The 18,099-nt window shown below is 71.5% G+C and carries 16 protein-coding genes; 5 read left to right on the top strand and 11 right to left on the bottom strand.

Annotation, left to right across the window (positions count from 1 at the left end):
* Positions 1 to 24: 24 nt before the first annotated feature.
* On the top strand, positions 25 to 2,049 hold the full coding sequence (recQ, locus tag ACZ7CF_RS24070) for a DNA helicase RecQ (protein ID WP_360390132.1): 2,025 nt from the start codon (positions 25 to 27) through the stop codon (positions 2,047 to 2,049).
* 7 nt (positions 2,050 to 2,056) lie between these two features.
* Here recQ and ACZ7CF_RS24065 read toward each other — a convergent pair whose 3' ends face one another.
* From ACZ7CF_RS24065 to ACZ7CF_RS24055, 3 genes are all read right to left on the bottom strand, one after another.
* Positions 2,057 to 2,746, bottom strand: coding sequence for an RlpA-like double-psi beta-barrel domain-containing protein (locus tag ACZ7CF_RS24065; protein WP_470370639.1), 690 nt, complete (start codon positions 2,744 to 2,746; stop codon positions 2,057 to 2,059).
* Between the two features lie 52 nt (positions 2,747 to 2,798).
* Positions 2,799 to 4,835: a hypothetical protein gene (locus ACZ7CF_RS24060; protein ID WP_470370638.1), complete on the bottom strand. Its 2,037-nt coding sequence runs from the start codon at positions 4,833 to 4,835 to the stop codon at positions 2,799 to 2,801.
* Between the two features lie 232 nt (positions 4,836 to 5,067).
* Entirely contained in the window at positions 5,068 to 5,256 is a 189-nt protein-coding gene (locus ACZ7CF_RS24055; RefSeq protein ID WP_360390123.1) for an antitoxin, read from the bottom strand.
* Positions 5,257 to 5,423: 167 nt separating this feature from the next.
* Here ACZ7CF_RS24055 and ACZ7CF_RS24050 point away from each other — a divergent pair, with 167 nt between their 5' ends.
* Positions 5,424 to 6,119: a peptidylprolyl isomerase gene (locus ACZ7CF_RS24050; protein ID WP_360390121.1), complete on the top strand. Its 696-nt coding sequence runs from the start codon at positions 5,424 to 5,426 to the stop codon at positions 6,117 to 6,119.
* A 4-nt stretch (positions 6,120 to 6,123) separates the two neighbouring features.
* On the opposite strand, the gene ACZ7CF_RS24045 is transcribed toward ACZ7CF_RS24050, so the two are convergent.
* The 6 genes from ACZ7CF_RS24045 to ACZ7CF_RS24020 form a co-directional block, all read right to left on the bottom strand.
* On the bottom strand, positions 6,124 to 6,717 hold the full coding sequence (locus ACZ7CF_RS24045; protein ID WP_360390118.1) for a TetR/AcrR family transcriptional regulator: 594 nt from the start codon (positions 6,715 to 6,717) through the stop codon (positions 6,124 to 6,126).
* A 63-nt stretch (positions 6,718 to 6,780) separates the two neighbouring features.
* Complete coding sequence (locus ACZ7CF_RS24040) at positions 6,781 to 7,941, bottom strand: acyl-CoA dehydrogenase family protein (RefSeq protein WP_470370637.1); 1,161 nt, start codon at positions 7,939 to 7,941, stop codon at positions 6,781 to 6,783.
* A 1-nt stretch (position 7,942) separates the two neighbouring features.
* Positions 7,943 to 9,022: a CaiB/BaiF CoA transferase family protein gene (locus tag ACZ7CF_RS24035; RefSeq protein ID WP_470370636.1), complete on the bottom strand. Its 1,080-nt coding sequence runs from the start codon at positions 9,020 to 9,022 to the stop codon at positions 7,943 to 7,945.
* Positions 9,019 to 10,143: a Glu/Leu/Phe/Val family dehydrogenase gene (locus ACZ7CF_RS24030; RefSeq protein ID WP_470370635.1), complete on the bottom strand. Its 1,125-nt coding sequence runs from the start codon at positions 10,141 to 10,143 to the stop codon at positions 9,019 to 9,021. The genes ACZ7CF_RS24035 and ACZ7CF_RS24030 overlap by 4 nt, the downstream gene beginning before the upstream one ends.
* Positions 10,144 to 10,168: 25 nt before the next feature.
* A complete protein-coding gene (locus tag ACZ7CF_RS24025; protein ID WP_470370634.1) occupies positions 10,169 to 11,338 on the bottom strand; it encodes an NAD(P)/FAD-dependent oxidoreductase in 1,170 nt (389 codons plus the stop codon).
* Positions 11,339 to 11,464: 126 nt separating this feature from the next.
* Positions 11,465 to 12,946, bottom strand: a complete 1,482-nt coding sequence (locus tag ACZ7CF_RS24020) for an aldehyde dehydrogenase family protein (protein ID WP_470370633.1) — start codon at positions 12,944 to 12,946, stop codon at positions 11,465 to 11,467.
* Positions 12,947 to 13,027: 81 nt separating this feature from the next.
* On the opposite strand from ACZ7CF_RS24020, the gene ACZ7CF_RS24015 reads away from it, so the two are divergent.
* Together ACZ7CF_RS24015 and ACZ7CF_RS24010 are read left to right on the top strand one after the other, a co-directional pair.
* Positions 13,028 to 13,945 (top strand): LysR family transcriptional regulator, encoded by a 918-nt coding sequence (locus tag ACZ7CF_RS24015; RefSeq protein WP_470370632.1) that lies wholly within the window; start codon positions 13,028 to 13,030, stop codon positions 13,943 to 13,945.
* Positions 13,946 to 13,979: 34 nt separating this feature from the next.
* Positions 13,980 to 14,507, top strand: a complete 528-nt coding sequence (locus ACZ7CF_RS24010) for a PH domain-containing protein (RefSeq protein ID WP_360390097.1) — start codon at positions 13,980 to 13,982, stop codon at positions 14,505 to 14,507.
* 8 nt (positions 14,508 to 14,515) lie between these two features.
* On the opposite strand, the gene ACZ7CF_RS24005 is transcribed toward ACZ7CF_RS24010, so the two are convergent.
* Both ACZ7CF_RS24005 and ACZ7CF_RS24000 read right to left on the bottom strand, forming a co-directional pair.
* Complete coding sequence (locus tag ACZ7CF_RS24005; protein ID WP_360390094.1) at positions 14,516 to 15,001, bottom strand: mycothiol transferase; 486 nt, start codon at positions 14,999 to 15,001, stop codon at positions 14,516 to 14,518.
* Between the two features lie 55 nt (positions 15,002 to 15,056).
* The gene (locus tag ACZ7CF_RS24000; protein ID WP_470370631.1) at positions 15,057 to 16,637 is read right to left on the bottom strand and encodes a thiamine pyrophosphate-binding protein; all 1,581 of its coding nucleotides are present in this window, start codon (positions 16,635 to 16,637) and stop codon (positions 15,057 to 15,059) included.
* 621 nt (positions 16,638 to 17,258) lie between these two features.
* Between ACZ7CF_RS24000 and ACZ7CF_RS23995 the strand changes: the two genes are divergently transcribed.
* Positions 17,259 to 18,077: a hypothetical protein gene (locus tag ACZ7CF_RS23995; RefSeq protein ID WP_360390089.1), complete on the top strand. Its 819-nt coding sequence runs from the start codon at positions 17,259 to 17,261 to the stop codon at positions 18,075 to 18,077.
* The last annotated feature ends 22 nt before the right edge of the window (positions 18,078 to 18,099 follow it).

The raw sequence follows: 18,099 nt of genomic DNA, 5'->3' as shown, positions 1-18,099 counted from the left end.
GTGCCGCTCGCTAGCATCGGCGGCATGGGTTCAACCGACCACGGAGACGCGCTGCAGGTCCTGCAGCGCGTCTTCGGGTACCCCGAGTTCCGCGGCGAGCAGGCCGACATCGTCGAGCACGTGATCGCGGGCGGCGACGCGCTCGTGCTCATGCCGACCGGCGGCGGCAAGTCGTTGTGCTACCAGATCCCGGCGCTGGTGCGGTCCGGCACCGGCGTGGTGATCTCCCCGCTCATCGCGCTGATGCAGGACCAGGTCGACGCGCTGCGCGCCCTCGGCGTGCGCGCGGGCTTCCTCAACTCGTCGCTGTCGTGGGACGAGCGCCGGATGGTGGAGGCGGAGTTCGTCGCGGGCGAGCTCGACCTGCTCTACCTCGCGCCCGAGCGGCTCAGCTCCGAGGCGACCGTGCAGCTGCTCGACAAGGCCGACATCGCGCTGTTCGCGATCGACGAGGCGCACTGCGTCTCGCAGTGGGGCCACGACTTCCGGCCCGACTACCTCTCGCTCGCCCACCTGCACGAACGCTGGCCGAAGGTCCCGCGGATCGCCCTCACCGCCACCGCGACCGAGGCGACCCGCAAGGAGATCCTCACCCGCCTCGACCTCGGCGACGGCCGCCTGTTCGTCTCCAGCTTCGACCGCCCGAACATCCAGTACCGGATCGTGCCGAAGAAGGAGCCCAAGAAGCAGCTCCTCGACCTGCTGCGCGGCGAGCACGCCGGTGACGCGGGCATCGTCTACTGCCTGTCGCGCGCCTCGGTCGAGAAGACCGCCGAGTTCCTGGTGGCGAACGGCGTCGAGGCGCTGCCGTACCACGCGGGCCTCGACGCCTCGGTCCGCCAGCGCAACCAGGCCCGCTTCCTGCGCGAGGACGGCCTGGTCATGGTTGCCACCATCGCCTTCGGCATGGGCATCGACAAGCCGGACGTCCGGTTCGTCGCCCACCTCGACCTGCCGAAGTCCGTCGAGGGCTACTACCAGGAGACCGGCCGCGCGGGCCGCGACGGCCTGCCGTCCACCGCCTGGCTCGCCTACGGCCTCGCCGACGTCGTGCAGCAGCGCAAGATGATCGAGTCCTCGGAGGGCGACCAGGCGTTCCGCCGCCGCAGCCAGGCGCACCTCGACGCGATGCTCGCCCTCTGCGAGACCGTCAACTGCCGCCGCACCTCGCTGCTCGACTACTTCGGAGAACCCGGCACTCCCTGCGGCAACTGCGACACCTGCCTCACCCCGCCCGAGTCGTGGGACGGCACGGTCGCGGCCCAGAAGCTCCTCTCCACGGTCTGGCGCCTGCGCACCGAGCGCAACCAGAAGTTCGGTGCCGGCCAGGCCATCGACATCCTGCTGGGCCGCAAGACCGCCAAGGTCCTGCAGTTCGACCACGACCGCCTCAGCACCTTCGGCCTCGGCGAGGACCTCACCGAGTCGGAGTGGCGCGGTGTGGTCCGCCAGCTCCTCGCCCAGGGCCTCCTCGCCGTGGAGGGCGAGTACTCCACGCTCGTCCTCACGCCGGCCAGCGGCGACGTCCTGTCCCGCAAGCGCACGGTCATGATGCGCAAGGACATGACCCCGGCCCGCTCCACCACCCGCACCGCCACACCGGGTGCCAAGCCGAAGGCCGCCGCCGACCTCCCCGCGGAGGCCGCCCCGCTCTTCGAGACCCTCCGCAAGTGGCGCGCCGACCAGGCCCGCACGCAGGCGGTCCCGGCCTACGTGATCTTCAACGACGCCACCCTCCGCGGCATCGCGGCCTCCCGCCCCACCACGCTCGCGGCCCTCGGCACCGTCAGCGGTGTGGGCCAGGCCAAGCTGACCAAGTACGGCACCGCGGTCCTCGAACTGGTGGCCGACGCCGGTCCCGGTGCCGCGGCACCGGACCAGGCGCTCCTCGGCACCGGCACCCCGGCGAAGCCCGCGCGGTCCGCCCGGCCGTCGTCGCGCGCCACCGCAGCCGGTGCCTGGGCCCCCGGCGCCTCGGACGACGACGGGTTCTCCTCGCTGCCGGAACCGGAGGAGTGGCCCGAGCCCGAGGAGCCCCTCGACTGGTGACGGGGCCTCACCCCACCACTTCGATCCGCACCCCGCCCACCACGTTCCTGCCCGACGTCCCGACCGCGGCGAACCCCGTCCGGTTCAACACCAGGCACCCGCGTCCCACCCCGACGACGGGCGCTGTCACCTGCCGCCCGCTGTCCAGGTGCGTCACCCGCACCACGGTCCCGACCGGCAGGACGGACGAGAACGCCTCGGGTGCCCCGCCCACGTCGGACAACGCGACCGAAGCCCCCTCGCACACAACTCGTCCCGCGGTCCCGGAAGCCCGCACCTGCGCCTTCGCCGACGGGTCCGGCGCCGGCGCATTTCCCACTATCTCCACGAGCACGCGCCGGAGAACCGTTTCCGCTCCACCTCGCGCGGTGTCTTGCGACCGCAGCGTCTCGTACGCCGCGTAGTTCAGCACCGCGCACTTCTGCGCCGTTCCCACCACGGGAACGGTGATCCTGCGCTTGTTGGCCAGGTTCGTGATGCGCAGTGAGGTCCCCACCGGGATCTGGTCCGACAACACCCCGGCCGGCCCGCCGACCTCTTTGAGCTCAAGTGGTTCCCCGGCGCAGACCTCCTTGCCGGCGACCGAGGTCTGCGCCGACGGCGAACCCGATCCAGCCAGAGCGAAGGCCGTACCCCCGACCGCGGCCACGACCGAGAACACCCCGGCGGCCGCGATCCAGCCCTTTGACCAGCGCATGTGCAACACCCGACCCTTCTGTCAGGCCGTACGGCCCGCGGAACGGCCCGGTTCAACGACGGGTGGCCCTCACCAGCGCGGTCGGGTCGCAGGCAGCCAGGTGGTCGCGCACCACGACGTGGGTGAAGCGGTACTCGCCGTCGACCCGCGTGAGCAGCAGCCGGTCCTCGGCGAGGTGCAGCAAAGCCGTGCGGCGGAACGACAACTCACCCAGCGACAACGGCCGGGTGAGGCCTTCCGCCGCCCATTCCGCGAGCGCGTCGAACGGCCAGACGTAGTCGCGGGCGGCGACCGGTGTCACCATCAACCCGAGCGCGACGCCCAGCGCCGCACCCCACGACCCGAACGACGCGATGCCGCCCAGCAGCCCCACCGCACCGGCCAACGGCACCGCGGGCTGCACCCACCACGGCCGGCCGAGCCGCATCCGCTGGTGCTGTGCCGGGCGCACCGTGCGCCACACCCGTCCCACCGCCGCCGCGAACACGCCGCCCGCCACACCCGCGGAGAACCCCAGTCCCATACCGGCCAGGACGGAATGCGGCCCGACCCACACCATGGACACACCGGGCGCCGCCGTGATCAGGATCGACCACGGCACAGGCGCGTCACCGGGGACAAAACCCAATGCCAAGAAGAATGTCGCCACCACCACGAACGCATACGCGGCGAAGTACGGCCACGGCGTTGCTATCCCGCCGAGCCACAAACCCACGAAACCGACCAACAAGCCCATGACCAGACCGGCCAGGAAACCCATCCCGGCGGTTATCAGACCGTGTGCGCGCCCTGGCGGATGGAACACGTGCGGCAGCTTGTTCACCCACACCAGCATCAGCGAAGCCGACACCACGAACGTCAACGCGGACCAGAAGCCGAGCTGCAGCCCGGTTATGAACGTCACCGCACACACCCCACCGGCGAATGCGGCGGGTACGGCCCGGATGAACAGCAACCACAGCGGACGCGTCGGCAGCAGCGGTAACCACGCACGGCGGTGTGGCATGTGCACGGGCGCACCGAGGTCCGGTCGGCCGAGCCGGGCCAGGAACTTGAGCGCGCGGATCGCAGGACCGGCCCCGCGCTGACCGGAGAGCCGCTCGACGACGAAGGAACCGACGAGGTCCGTGCCGATCGTGTCGACCTGCTTGTCGAGGTGCGTCAGCGCCAGGAGGTTCAGCGCCAGCGGGGAGGTCAGCTGCTCCCACACCTCCGGGGTCAGCGCGGCCTCCAGGCTGTCGAGCCGCGGGCTGACCGACGCGACGTACTCCAGCACCTCGCCGCGGGACAGGGGGTCGACGTGGACGGACGGCAGGTTCTCGATGGGTCCGGTCGAGACCACGACCGAGGCGAACGGCGCCAGTTCGGACTCGCAGTGCTCGCGGTCGGCGCGCGGCACCTCGTCGAGCCCGTCGACCAGCACGGCCACCCGGTTCCGGCGCAGCCAGATCGTGCCGGCGGAGCGGCTGATCCCGTAGCGGCGGTTCATCTCGCGCAGCAGCCACGCGGTGAACTCGGTGGGCTTGCGCGCGCCGTACGGCCGCCAGGTCGCGAGGTCGACCACGACCGGGATCGGTGCGCCGGGGTCGTTGCGGGCCCGTTCCACGAGCACCAGGCAGAGTTCGCGCAGCAGCGTCGACCGGCCGCTGCCGACCGGTCCGACCAGCACCATCGTGTGGCCGAGCCGGTCGTACACGGCGGGCAGGTCGGTGGAGGAGATCTCGTCGCCGTCCGCACGGACGGACAGCTTCGGCTGGCGCAGCACACCGAGCTTGACCTGGGTCTGCGCGGCGAGCGAGGAGGCGAGCAGGGCCTTGACCCGCGCCTCGACCCGGTTCAGCGCGGCCGACCGGCTCGACGTCTCGTGCCCGCGGACCCGTTCCCAGACGGCCAGGACCACCGCGACCAGCACGATCACGCCCACCGCCGGCCACAGCCAGCGCCCGAACTCGCCGAGGAACTCCGGAGCGGTGCCGCCGGTGCTGACGCTGATCGCCGCCGGGAGCAGCAGGAGGACCGTGACCAGGCACAACCCGGCCAACGCGGTGAGCCGTGCCGCTCTCGACAGCCCGCTCGGATCCACCTTCACCTCCGCGATCCCGGCGAACGACGGTAACCGGGACGGCAGGATCGCGGAAGTAACTCGGACGGGTGGTGCGCAGACAGCGCGTTCGGCGGTTTCCCGCCTAACTCACATGCGACTCACCCGCACGAACAGCCTCAGATGCCCACTTCCGGTGGGTTCGGCTGCACGGGGTGCTGGTCGCGTGCTGAAGCGAAAGCGGCCGGCGCACTCCAGATGAGTGCGCCGGCCGCGGAGGTCACTGCTGGCCGCCGAACTTCCGGAGACCTTCCTTGAGCTTGTCCTCGCCCTGGTCGATGTGCTCGCTGTGCTTGCCGCCGGTCTTCTCGTCGGCGAACTGGCCTGCGCGCTCCACGCCCTGGTCGACCTTGTCGCCGTGCTGACCGACGAGGTCCTTTGCCTTGTCCTTCAACTCGTCGAAGCCCATGACTGCATCACCTCCCTATGGAGTCGGGATACCCGGTCTGGCATCCGGTACACGTCGCTGGATGGGGTGAAGCGTGGCGAGCCACGCGTGGAGGGACACAGATGACCGGCAGCTGAGTGATCCGTTAACCCTTGCCGGGCCACGACCCCCTCCACTAGGAAACGCGCATGAGGCGAATCGCAGCTGGACTGGCAGTGGCGGCACTCGCCGTCGTCTTCGGCACGACGGGCACCGCGGCCGCGCAGGAAGACCTGGCCAGGCCGGACTGCGGCTACACCGCGACGCCCGAGGAGCCCGCCGCCCGCCCGGTGCCCGTGCCGCACGACCCCTGGTTCACCAGGGGCAAGGTGCTGGTCAAGGTCAAGACCAACCAGGGCGACATCCCGCTCGTGCTCGACCGCACCAAGGCGCCGTGCACCACGCACAGCTTCATCCACCTCGCCCACCGCGGCTTCTACAACAGCACCGAGTGCCACCGCCTCACCGCGTACCCGACGCTGAAGGTGCTGCAGTGCGGCGACCCGTCCAACACCGGCGAGGGCGGCCCTGGATACAGGTACCGGGACGAGCTGCCGACTGACCTGCAGCCCGTGCCGAACGACCCGACCGGCCAGCGCCGCATCTACCCGCGCGGCACGCTCGCCATGGCCAACGCCGGCCCGGACACCAACGGCTCGCAGTTCTTCCTCGTCCAGTCCGACTCGGTCCTGCGCCCGAACTACACCGTGTTCGGCCAGATCCTGCCCGAGGGCCTGAAGACGCTCGACAAGATCGCCGCCGGCGGCATCGCGGGGGAGAACCCGGTCGACGGCCGCCCGAACGTCAAGTCCGAGCTCAGGTGGGTGCTCCCGCTCGGCATCTGACCCGTCAGGCCCCGGAACGGGCCCACCCCGACAACGCACCGTAGAAGGCGTCCGAGAGCCGCCGGACCACCTGCTCGCCAGGGAGTCCGGCGGCTCTCGTGAGGTCGAGGATCTCCCGCGGGTCGAACAGCGCGTTGTGCAGGAACCGGCCCACCGGCAGCAGCGGGTCCGGCAGCGCCAGGTCGATCAGCACGCCGCGCAAGGCCCGGTCCCACGCGCGGCAGAACACCGCCGCCGTGGCGTCGGAGCAGCGCAGCCGGTCGAGGAACCCGCGCTGGGACCAGAACCGCGCGATCACCGGACCGTGCACGTCCTGCAGCTCGACCCAGTGCGCCACCTGGTGCTCGAACAGGTCCTTGCCGGTCTTGCGCGACTTCTCGCCGTGCTCGGCCAACGACGTCATGACGTCCTCGTGGTAGGCGACGACAAGCGCCTCCACGGACGGGAAGTGCCGATACGCGGTCGCCTGCGAAAGGCACGCCTCGCGAGCGATGGACTGCATCGTCGCCGTCGTCGGCTCCTCCCGCAGAACGTGCGTCGCCGCCTCCAGCAACCGCTTGCGGTTGCGGCGCGCGTCGCTGCGGCTGCTCGTGTCCACTGGCAGGACGTCCTCCCCGTCGAACGTCTTTCGACGAACTGCCAGTGCAGGATAGGGCGAAGATCAGCGGAATGCGGCGATTCCGGTCAACGCGTGGCCGATGGAGAGCAGGTGGATGTCGGAGGTCCCCTCGTAGGTCAGCACCGACTCCAGGTTGTTCGCGTGCCGCAGCGGCGAGTACTCCAGCGAGATGCCGTTCGCGCCGAGCACGGTCCGGCTCTCCCGAGCGATCGCGATGGCCGCCTCGACGTTGTTGAGCTTGCCGACGCTGATCTGCTCCGGCCTGAGCCGGCCCTCCTCCTTCAGCCGCGCGAGGTGCAGCGCGAGCAGCATGGCGTTGTTCACCTGCACCGCCATCGTCGCGAGCTTGCGCTGGGTCAGCTGGAACGCCGCGATCGGCTGGTCGAACTGGATCCGCGTGGCCGCGTAGCCGAGCGCCGTCCGCAGGCAGTCCCTGGCGGCACCGACCGCTCCGAACACGATCCCGAACCGGGCCTCGTTCAGGCACGACAGCGGTGCGCCCAGCGACGTCGCCCCCGGCAGGCGGGCGCTGTCGGGCAGCCGCACGCCCTCCAGGACCAGCTCGGAGGTGACGGACGCCCGCATCGACAGCTTGTGCTTGATGTCGTGCGTCGTGAACCCCGGGGTGCCGCGCGGCACGAGGAACCCGCGGATGCCGTCGCCGGTCTGCGCCCACACGGTCGCGACGTCGGCCAGCCCGCCGTTCGTGATCCACGTCTTGGTGCCGTCGAGCACCCAGTCGGAGCCGTCGCGGACCGCGCGCGTGCGCATGCCCTTCGGGTTCGAGCCGTGGTCGGGCTCGGTCAGGCCGAAGCACCCGATCGCCTCGCCCGCCGCGAGCCTCGGCAGCCACTCCTGCTTCTGCTCCTCCGACCCGTACCGCCAGATCGAGAACATCGACAGCGAGCCCTGCACCGACACGAAGCTGCGGATGCCGCTGTCCACGGCCTCCAGCTCCAGGCACGCGAGCCCGTAGGCCAACGCCGACGTGCCCGCACACCCGTAGCCCTCCAGGTGCATGCCCAGCACACCGAGCTTGCCGAGCTCCCGCGCCAGCTCGCGCGGCAGCACGCCCTCCTCGAACCAGTCGGCGACGTGCGGCCGGACGTGGTCGGCCAGGAACTCCGCGACGGTGGCCTGGATGTCGCGCTCCTCGTCGCTCAGCAACGACGGGATGTCCAGCAGCTGCAACGGGTCCTGCACTTCACGGCTCCAGCTTCGGCGGGCGCAGCCGGTAGCTCACCGGCGTGCGCGACAGGCGGATGGGGTTCGCGACGAGCGTCATGCCGTCGATCGTCGTGGTCGGAGCGAGGCCGAGCGACTCGGCCAGCGCGAACGCGTGCGCGATGTCGTTCACCGGCCCGCACGGAACGCCCAGGGGCGTCAAGGTCTCGAACCAGTGCCGCGCCGGCCGTTCCCGCAGCTGCCGCGCGAGGACCTCGAACAACGCGTCCACGTTCTCCACCCGGTCCGGGTTCGTCGCGAACCGCGGGTCGGTCGCCAGCTCCGGCACGTCCAGCACCGAGCACAACCGGCGGAACTGCCGGTCGTTGCCCACCGCGAGCGCGATCGGCTGGTCAGCCGTCGGGAACACCTCGTACGGCGCGATCGACGGGTGCCGGTTGCCCAGCGGCTCCGGGATCGCACCGGCCAGCGTGAAGCCCGCGCTCTGGTTCACCATGCTGGACAACAACACCGACAGCAGGTCGAGCTCGACCCGCTGCCCCAGCCCGGTCTTCTCCCGGTGCCGCAGCGCGGCCAGGACGCCCACGCAGGCGTGCAGGCCCGTCAGGACGTCGACCAGCGCCACACCGGTCTTCACCGGCGTGCCGTCACCGGTCACGCTCATCAACCCGCCGACGGCCTGCACGAGCAGGTCGTAGCCGGGCAGGTCGGCCCCCTTGCCGGAGCCGAACCCGGAGATCGAGCAGTACACGAGGTCGTCGCGGCCGAGCGACTCGTAGTCCAGTCCGAACCTCTTCATCGTGCCGGGCTTGAAGTTCTCCACCACGACGTCGGCGCGCGCGATCAGCTCGCGCGCCTGCTCCCGGCCCGCCGCGGTGCCCAGGTCGATCTGCACGGACGTCTTGTTCCGGTTGACGGACAGGAAGTACGTGGCCTCGTCGCCGTGGTGAGGCGGACCCCACGTGCGGGTCTCGTCGCCCCGGCCGGGCTGTTCGACCTTGACCACTTCGGCACCCAGGTCACCGAGCACCATGGTCGCGTAGGGCGCGGCCAGCACCCTGCTGAAGTCGGCGATCACCACCCCTTCGAGCGAGCTCATGCGACCCGCCCCCGCAGCCGCATCGCCGCGAGCACGCGTTCCTGAGCCACCTCTCTCGCTGCTGCATGTGTTGTCGTACCCCGACTACGCGCTTCGGCGAGCACGGTGGCCGCGTTCGCGCGCAGCTTCACCGACACCGCGTCGAGCACCACCGCGGGGTCGACGGGGAACGGCGAGTACCGCGCGTCCATCCCGAAGGCCGCCGCGACCACGCCGCCGGCGTTCGCGATGAAGTCCGGCACCACGGTGATCCCGCGCGCGGCCAGCACCTCCTGCGCCGCGGGGGAGGTGGGCAGGTTCGCCCCCTCGACCACGAGCGCGGTGTCGAGCTCCTTCGCGAGATCGGCGTCGACGACGTCCTGCACCGCCGCGGGCACCAGCACGTCGCACGGCACCCGCAGCTCGGCGCCGAGCGCCCGCAGGGCACCGCCGCCGTGTTCCTCCACCGCGAGATCGCCGCACTCCGCGCGCAGCCGCAACAACCGGTCGACGTCAAGACCTCCGGCGTCCACCAACGCGCCGTGAACTGAAGAGACGGCCACCACGATCGCGCCCAGCTCGGCGCACCGCTTCGCCGTCGCGGCACCCACCGCGCCGAAGCCCTGGATCGCGACCCGCTTGCCGCGCAGGGGCATCAGCTCGTCCGCCACCTCGGCCACACCGAACCCGGTGACGCCCAGCTCGTCGTACGGCAAGCCGCCGAGTTGAGCCGGTGCGCCCATCATAGCGCCGCGGTCCGACAGTTCGTCCTGGACGATCGCGGCGTCCCGTTCGGTGAGGCCCATGTCGAGGCCCAGCACGTACTCGCGCGGCACCTCGTTCGACAGCTTGCGCGCGAACGCCCGCAGCGCCGCCTCCTTGCCGGGGGAGGCGGGGTCGAACCGGATCCCCGCCTTGGCGCCACCGAAGAAGAGGTCGACCCCGGCCCACTTCCACGTCATCACCCTGGCCAGCCGCGCGATCTCCGCGACCGTCACGCCGGGGCTCATCCGCGTGCCGCCCTTGCCCATGCCGCGCGCGGTGTTGTCGATGACCAGCACGCCCTTCATGCCGGTGCGCCGGTCCGACACCGCGACGACCTTCTCGGGTCCCCACTCGTCCATGAGCTGGAGAACGTCCACCGCACTTCCCCCTCCCGGTCGGGCTTCACACGCAGTTGAGCTCCGGCCGCGCCTGGCCGGCCGTGAACCTGGAGGCGTCCAGGGCGGACACGTCGAGGAAGGGCTCCCGGCCCAGCACGAGGTCGCGCACGACCTCGCCGACCGCGGGTCCCTGCAGGAAACCGTGCCCGGAGAACCCGGTGGCGTAGAAGAAGCGGCCCGCGCCCTCCGCCTGGCCGATGAGCGCGTTGTGGTCCGGGGTCACCTCGTACAGCCCGGCCCACCCGGTGCGCACGCCGACGTCGAGCAGCCGCGGTGCCCGCCGGCCGATCGCCTCGGTGAGCCGCGGCAGCCACGCGTCGGACACCTCCAGCTTGAACCCCGGCGTCTCGTCCGGGTCGGACATGCCCAACAGCAGGCCGCGGCCCTCGCGGTGGAAGTAGAAGGTGCTGCCGAAGTCGATGGTGAAGGGAACCACCCGATCGAGTAACTCCGGCATGGGCCCGGTGAACACCACCTGCCGCCGCAGCGGGAAAACCGGCAGGTCGACGCCCACCATCTCGCCGATCGAGCGCGACCACGCACCGGCCGCGCAGACCACCGTCCGGGTGATGACGGTGCCGCGGCCGGTTTCGACCCGAAAAGTGTCGGACCCGGCCCCTACTATCGATTCCACGGCAGTTCCGGTGCAGAAACGGGCCCCCATCCGGCGGGCAGCGGTGGCATATCCCAGGACCACGGACTCGGGCGTGCAGTGTCCGTCTTCCGGCGAATAGGCCGCCGCCAGCAGACCGTCCGTTTCGACCAGCGGAGACAACCGCCGGGCTTCCTCGACCGACAGCATCCGGCTCGGCACGCCGAGGGAGTTCTGCAGGTCGACGTTGCGCTCGAACGCCGTCACGTGGTCAGCCGAGGAGAGGAGGAACAGGTAGCCGACCCGGTGGAGATCGATCTCCTGCCCGGGCCGCTGCGGAAAGCGCTGGAACGCTTCGAGAGACCGAGCACCGAGCCTGATGTTGAGCTCGTCGGAGAACTGGGCGCGCACCCCGCCTGCAGCCTTGCAGGTGGACCCGGAGCCCAGCTCGTCCCTCTCCACGACGACGACATCGCGGACGCCCGCTTCGGCGAGGTGGAAGGCAATGGACGTGCCGATCACCCCGCCACCGATGACGACGACCTCAGCCCGCGCAGGGAGCTCCACTGAGCCGGACGTCATGGCAGGCCTCCGATCTCGTGGCGCCACGGCGGTCCCGGGCGCGTCGGCCGGACCGAGCCGCAGGCCACCCGCTGCACCGGTGCAGCAGGAGCCGGGCTCACGACGGCACTCGGCGCCCCGCCACCGTCACAGCCGGAAGCCAAGGTCCGCCTCGATCTCGAGCGTGTCCATCTGCGCTTTCTGCAGCGTGCCCGAGTAGTCCCAGTTCATGGACTGCCACCGGGTGAACTGGTCGAGCACCCACACACCCGACTGCCGGGAGCCGTTGCCGCTCTTGCCGTTGCCGCCGAACGGCAGGTGCGCCTCGGCCCCGGACGTCGAGTTGTTGACGCTCACCATCCCGGCGGAGATGCCCGCGCGGAAGCGGAACGCCTTGTCCGGGTCCGTGGTGTAGATCGAGCACGACAGGCCGTAGCCCGGTGCGTTGCCGAGTTCGACGGCCTCGTCCAGCGACGAGTACGCCATCACGCCGACGATGGGGCCGAAGGTCTCCTGCAGGAACAGCTCGTCGTCCGCGCGGACGCCGGAGACGACCGCCGGGTGGTAGAAGAAGCCGCCCGTGCCCGTGAACCCACCACGAGGGTGGGAGGAGGTGATGCGACCGATCGGGCCGTGCACCACGTGGTGCTCACCGATCCAGCCGAGGTACTTCTCGTACGCCAGCGCGAACTTCTCGTCCAGCAGCGGTCCGTAGAGGACGTCGCCGGTCGGGTCGCCGACGACGGCGTCGGACACGGCCGCGGTGAAGCGGGCCAGGAACTCGTCGTACAGCGACTCGTGCACGATCGCCGTGCCGAGCGAGGTGCAGCGCTGGCCGGCGGAGCCGAAGCCGGCGAACAACGCGCCCTGCACGGCGAGGTCGAGGTCGGCGTCCTCGGTGACGACCATCGGGTTCTTGCCGCCGAGTTCGAGGCACGGCGTCTGGAGGTGGCGGCCGCAGAGCTCGCCGATGCGCACACCGACCTCGGTGGAGCCGGTGAAGCCGACCTTGTCGACGAGGCCCTGCTGCAGGGCCCGTTCCAGGCCGGTGAACGTCTCCGCGCCCTCGGCGAACACGACCTCGAACACGCCCGAGGGGAGGCCGGCTGCCTGGAACAGGTCGTAGAAGGCCTGGGCGGAGGCGGCGGAGTACTCGGCGGGCTTCCACACGACTGAGTTGCCGCACAGCAGCGCGGGCACGATGTACCAGGACGGGACCGCCACGGGGAAGTTGCCCGCGGTGATCACGGCGGCCACCCCGACCGGGTTGCGGAAGGTGAAGAGCTGCTTGTCGGGCATCTCCGACGGGACGGTCTGCCCGTAGAGGCGGCGGCCCTCGCCCACGAAGAAGTCGCAGGTGTCCACGATCTCCCGCACCTCGCCGCGGGCCTCGCCGATCGGCTTGCCGATCTCGCGGGTCACGAGCTGGGCGAGCTTCTCGGCGTTGGCCTCCACCAGACGGCCGATGTTGCCGATGACCTGACCGCGCACGGGGGCGGGCACCCGAGCCCACTCGCGCTGCGCCGCCTTCGCGCGTCCCGCGGCGTCGATGAAGGTCGCGCTGGTCCCGAGCTCGATCTCGGTGACCACGTCGGAGGTGTTCGACGGGTTCGTGGAGACGTAGGCCATGCCTCCACCCTGGTAGCTGCCCGGCGAGAACACCAGAGGCGGCAGAGCGAAACCTCGCGTCGTCGAGCATAAGCTGGCCTGGTGCTCAACCCGGTGCATCTCCGCACGCTCGTCGAGGTCGTGAGGACCGGTTCGTTCGCCGAGGCGGCCCGCCGCCTGGGCTACACGTCGTCGGCGGTGTCCCAGCAGGTCTCGGCGTTCGAGCGGGCGGTCGGCGTGACGCTGTTCGAACGCGAGGCGCACTCGATCCGGCCCGCGTCGGCCGCGCTGCTCATCGCCGACCGGGGTGCGGAGCTGCTGGCCGCGTTCGACGGGTTCGAGCACGAGGTGAAGGCGGTGGTGCAGGGCCTGCGCGGGCGGCTGCGGATCGGCACGTTCCCCACGGCGTCGTCGCGCGTCGTACCCAGGGCGCTCGCCCGGCTCACGGCCGAGCTGCCCGGTGCCGAGATCCGGCTGGACGAGGGCGAGCCGGAGTACGTGCTGCCGCTGGTGCTGACCGGGGAGCTCGACCTGGCGCTGGTCTACGCCTACGACCTCGTTCCCCGGACGTGGCCGGAGGAGCTGACGGTGCGGCCGATGCTGGACGAGGCGCTGCTGGTGATGGTGCCGGAGCACCACCCGGCGGCGCGCGCCACCGTGCGGCTGGAGGACCTGCGGGACGAGCGCTGGATCGCGTCACGGGACGGCACGTCCGGGGCCACCTGCCTGACCCGGCTGTGCGCCGCGGCCGGATTCGCGCCGCGGATCGCGTTCCGCAGCAACGACTACGAGGTGGTGCAGTCGCTCGTCGCGGCGGGCGTCGGCGTCGCCCTCGTGCCGGCGCTCGGCCACAAGGCGCTCAGCGGCACGCACGCGATGCCGTTGCGCGGCAAGCCGTTGCGGCGGCACGTGCACGTCGTGCACCGCACGGCGAACACCAACCCGTTGCTGCACGACGCGGTCAACGCCCTGCACCAGGCCTGCGAGGACGCCGTGGGCGACCACATCGGCCTGCCATGACCGGAGGAACGGGGAGTCGGCGACAATGCGTCGGGTGAAGGCGAGAGCAGTGCTGCGCAGGAGGTCCGACAGCGCGGTCGGCTGGTCCCTGGCCATCGGTGGGACCGGCGGCACGGCCTACGTCCTGCTGCACCCGCTCCCCGGTGCCGGGTTCGCGCAGCAGACGGAGCTCGTCGCGGTGATGGCGCCGCTGATCTGGTTCTGCTGGATGGTCTTCGCGCACCCGGCGGTGCGCGTCCACGAGTCCGGGGTGCGGGTCGTCAACTGGTTCCGCTCCTACTGGGTGCCGTGGACGGCGCTGCGCGAGGTCGAGGTGACCCGCGAGGTCGTCCTGGTGCTCACGACGGGGGAGCGGGTCGACGTGACCGCGGGGGCGTTCTCGCTCGCGAGCGCACTGGGCGGCAGCCGGGTGCAGCACCGGATGCGCGAGGAGATCGAGCGGCACCGCCCGGCCGTGCCGCCCGCGGGTGAGGTGCCCGGCAGGCGGCTCGACCTCTGTCCGTGGCACTTCCTGGGGCTGGTCGCCCTGCTGCTGGTCGTGGCCTGGGCCGGCGTCTCCTGATCGCGCCCCTATTCGCCCGTCTGACCGTCGGCGAGCTCGCGCAGCAGGTCGAGGTGACCGACGTGGCGTGCGGTCTCCTGGGCCACGTGGGCGAGGATCCAGCGCACCGTGCGCTTGCCGTCCGCCGCGACAGCGTCCGCGCCGCAGTCCCGGAGGGCTTCGGCGTTGGCCCACTCCGCGCGGTAGGCGGCGATGAGCGTCTTCGGCGTGTCGGCCGGGTCGAGGTCCCACGACGGGTCGGGGTCGCCCTCCCACAGCGACGGCAGGCCGAGGCCCGCGCCCGCGATGCAGAGCCAGTAGCGCTCGACGGCGACGAGGTGCTTGAGAACGCCGAGCGCGGTCAGCTTCGGCGAGGTGGCGATCGGGGCGGCGGCCGCCTGCTCGCGGGTCAGGCCGTCGACCTTCAGGACGGCCGTCCTGCGCAGGAAGTCGAGGAACTGCCAGGCGAGCACACCTTCGTCGGTCGCGAGGTTCTCGGGCCAGGTTCGGGTCACGGCAGGAGTCTGCCAGCCGACTGCTCGGCGGGCTCCCGGTCGATCGCGAACATGATCAGCCGGTGGTTGTGCGGTACCAGCGCGGAGAGGTGTTGACCGGAGGTTGCAGCCTGGCGTTGACCACGACCACGTTCGGGCCCTCGGCCGTCAGCGCCTCGGCAAGGCCGCCGAACCCGTCGAGCGTGACCGCCGGGATGCCGAAGCTTTCGGCCAGCTTCGCGAAGTCAGGGCGGGTGAGGTCGACGCCGGTGATCGCGTGGCCGGCGATCTGCTGGTCGTAGCGCAACATGCCGTACCCGCCGTCGTCCACGACCACGACGGTCAACGGCAGCCCTTCCTGCCGCACCGTCGCGAGGTCTCCGCACGCGAACAGGAACCCGCCGTCGCCCACGACCGCGATGGTGCGCCCGTGCACCGCCGCGCCGATGGCAGCGGGGAAACCGAACCCGAGCGTGCCCCAGCCGACCGGGTAGGCGAGCCCGCGCGGCCTGCGGACGTGGTGGAACCCGCCGAGCCAGTAGCCGGGGATGCACATGTCGGCGACGATCGTGGCGTCCACGCCCGCCATCGCGTCCAGGAACACCGCCGCCTCCGGCGAGTCCGCGCGCACGAACTCCCGCACCGCCGCGTTGACCCGTTCGACGTCCACGGCGGCCTTCTTGACCGGGACCGCTTCGGCGAGCGCCGCGGTGACGTGCCGCGCGTCGCCGAGCAACGCCACGTCGGCCGGGTAGTTCTTCGACAGCTCGGCGTCGTCGATGTTGATCGACAGCAGCGCGCGTGGCTTGGGCTGCGACCAGTTCTGCGTCATCATGCCGTCGAAGTCGGTGCCGATGGCGACCACGAGGTCCGCCTCGTCCCACAGCGCGCCGACCACCGGTGCGTGCACCGGTCCGCGCACGACGAGCGGGTGGTCGCTGATGCCGCGCGCGCCGTAGGTGGTGATGATCGGTGCGTTCAGCCTGTCGTTCACCGCGCTGATCGCGGCCCCGGCCCCGGACCGCGCCGCACCGCCGCCCACCCACAGCAGTGGCCGCTCGGCCTTTCCGACCAGCTCCACCGCCGCGTACAGGTCCGGCACCGGGGGCCGTTCGCCGGTGGCAGACCTGACGCCCCACGCCACTTCCGCGGTCAGGAAGTCCGTCGGCACCCCGAGGTACACCGGCCCCTGCGCGCCTTCGAGAGCGGTGCGCACCGCCCGGTCGACGTACGCGGGCAGCTCGTCCGCCGCCGGCACGTCGAACGCCGCCTTGGTCACCGGGCCGAACAACGCCCGCTGGTCCCGCGTCTCGTGCAGCACCCCGCGGTACACGCCGGGCCGCCGCACCGCGCTGGAGATGTCCGTCGCGATGACCAGCACCGGACTGCCCGACGCCATCGCCTCGCCCGTCGCACCGAGCGTGTTCGCCGCCCCCGGCCCCGTCGTCACCACCGCGACGCCAAGCCGCCCGGTCGCCCGCGCGTACCCGTCCGCCGCGTACACGGCCGTCTGCTCGTGCCGCACGCCGATCATCCGGATCCCGGACGCCGCAAGCGCTTCCCACACCGCCAGGTTGTGCACACCGGGCAGGCCGAAGACCACCTCGACGTCGTGCGCGGCCACCATCGCCAGCAGGCTCTCGGCACCATTGGGCATGCGCTCGACGCTAAGGGGCGCTTATCGCACCGGCAACGGTCGCGCAGCAGGTCTGGTGCTCAGGACCACCTGTTCGATGCCTCTTCGACGGACCCGCGCCCGACGGGCGTCGTCACGACCGGCGAGGGAGCCGTGCGCAGTCTGCCGAAGATCCGGTGGCGGGGCGTCCGGTGCACGACGAGGACTGGTCTTCCTGCTCGCCGGCTGCGGGTCAGGGGCCCGGACGGCGGCGCCACCGCCCCCCACGTCGTCCACATCGGACGAACCGGCCACCGCGGAGTTCCAGGCGCGGTGGTGGACGTGGGCGAACCAGCCCTCGACCACGAACCCGGTGACCGACACGTCCGGGCGGTTCTGCATGCGCGACCAGCGCGCCGCGGCTCACCGTCGACGTGCGGTACCGGTTGATCGTCGGCGCGGACAGAAAATCGGGTGCGCAGATCCGGTACCGTGGTCGGTGGCGTCGAGCAGACGTGGGGCTGGAGCCGCTCTCCCGGCAGTGGAGCGGAGTCCGTCGCAGAGTTCAGCAACTCCTGCTCACGAACTGCGCACTGACCACGTAGACGCGTGCACATGCGTCCTTGTCGGCCGAGCCGGGCGGCGGAAACGAGGACTGCTGCCATGGCACGTCTGTCCACCACGGACCAGCTCGCCGACCTGCGGCGCACCTACACGGGCGAGAACCTCTCGCAGGCCGTTCCCGCCGTGCGCGACGGGGCGCCGTTGCCCGACGCGACCACCGCGGCCCAGCAGCAGCTGGAGGCCAAGGTGCTGCTCGCCGGCTGCACGGCGGCGAGCATCGTCCAGCTCATGCCCCCGGCGAGCATCACGACGCCCACCCACGCGTTCCGCGCGGTGGAGCCGGGGGAGGCGGTCCGGCTGCACCTCGCGCCGCGCGTGCTGGGGCCGTTGCTGTTCGAGCTGCTACCGCGCACCGAGGGCGGCTACGGCATGGGTGTCGCGGGGCTCGTCCACCGGCAGCACCGGCGCTCCGCCGAGCTCACCACGGGGGAGGCGTCGGTGGTCCTCGCCGGTGTCGACCAGGCGGCGTGGGACCAGGGCATGCGGTACGTGCGGTGGATGCACGAGTTCCGCGGCGTCGAGTACGCAGACGGCGGCGGGCTCGACGAGGAGGTCGCGCAAGCGGCCACTGGGAGCGCTCTCCTGCGCCGGGTGCACCTGTGGCACGACGCGTGCTGGCTCCGTGCGCTTCCGCTGGGTGACGGCTGGTTCGTCGAGTGGCCGGGCGGTCCTTCCGAGACCGGCGTCCGGGAGAAGCTCGCCCACCCGCGGTTCGGCACGGCGCACGAGGTCGTGCTGCAGCGCAGCGAGGCGCCGGCCGAGGACGTCGACCGGGGCATGCGCACCTACCCGTGGCCGGAGGAGTTCGTGTCTGCCGTCACGGCTGGTGAGCCCGATCAGCGCCACGGGCGCCGGTAGACTGCCCTTTCGCCCGCAGGAA

The sequence above is a fragment of the Lentzea sp. NPDC036955 genome, assembly GCF_055608005.1.
The sequence above is the reverse complement of the archived record's forward strand: the minus strand, read 5'-3'. Positions and strand labels throughout refer to the sequence as shown.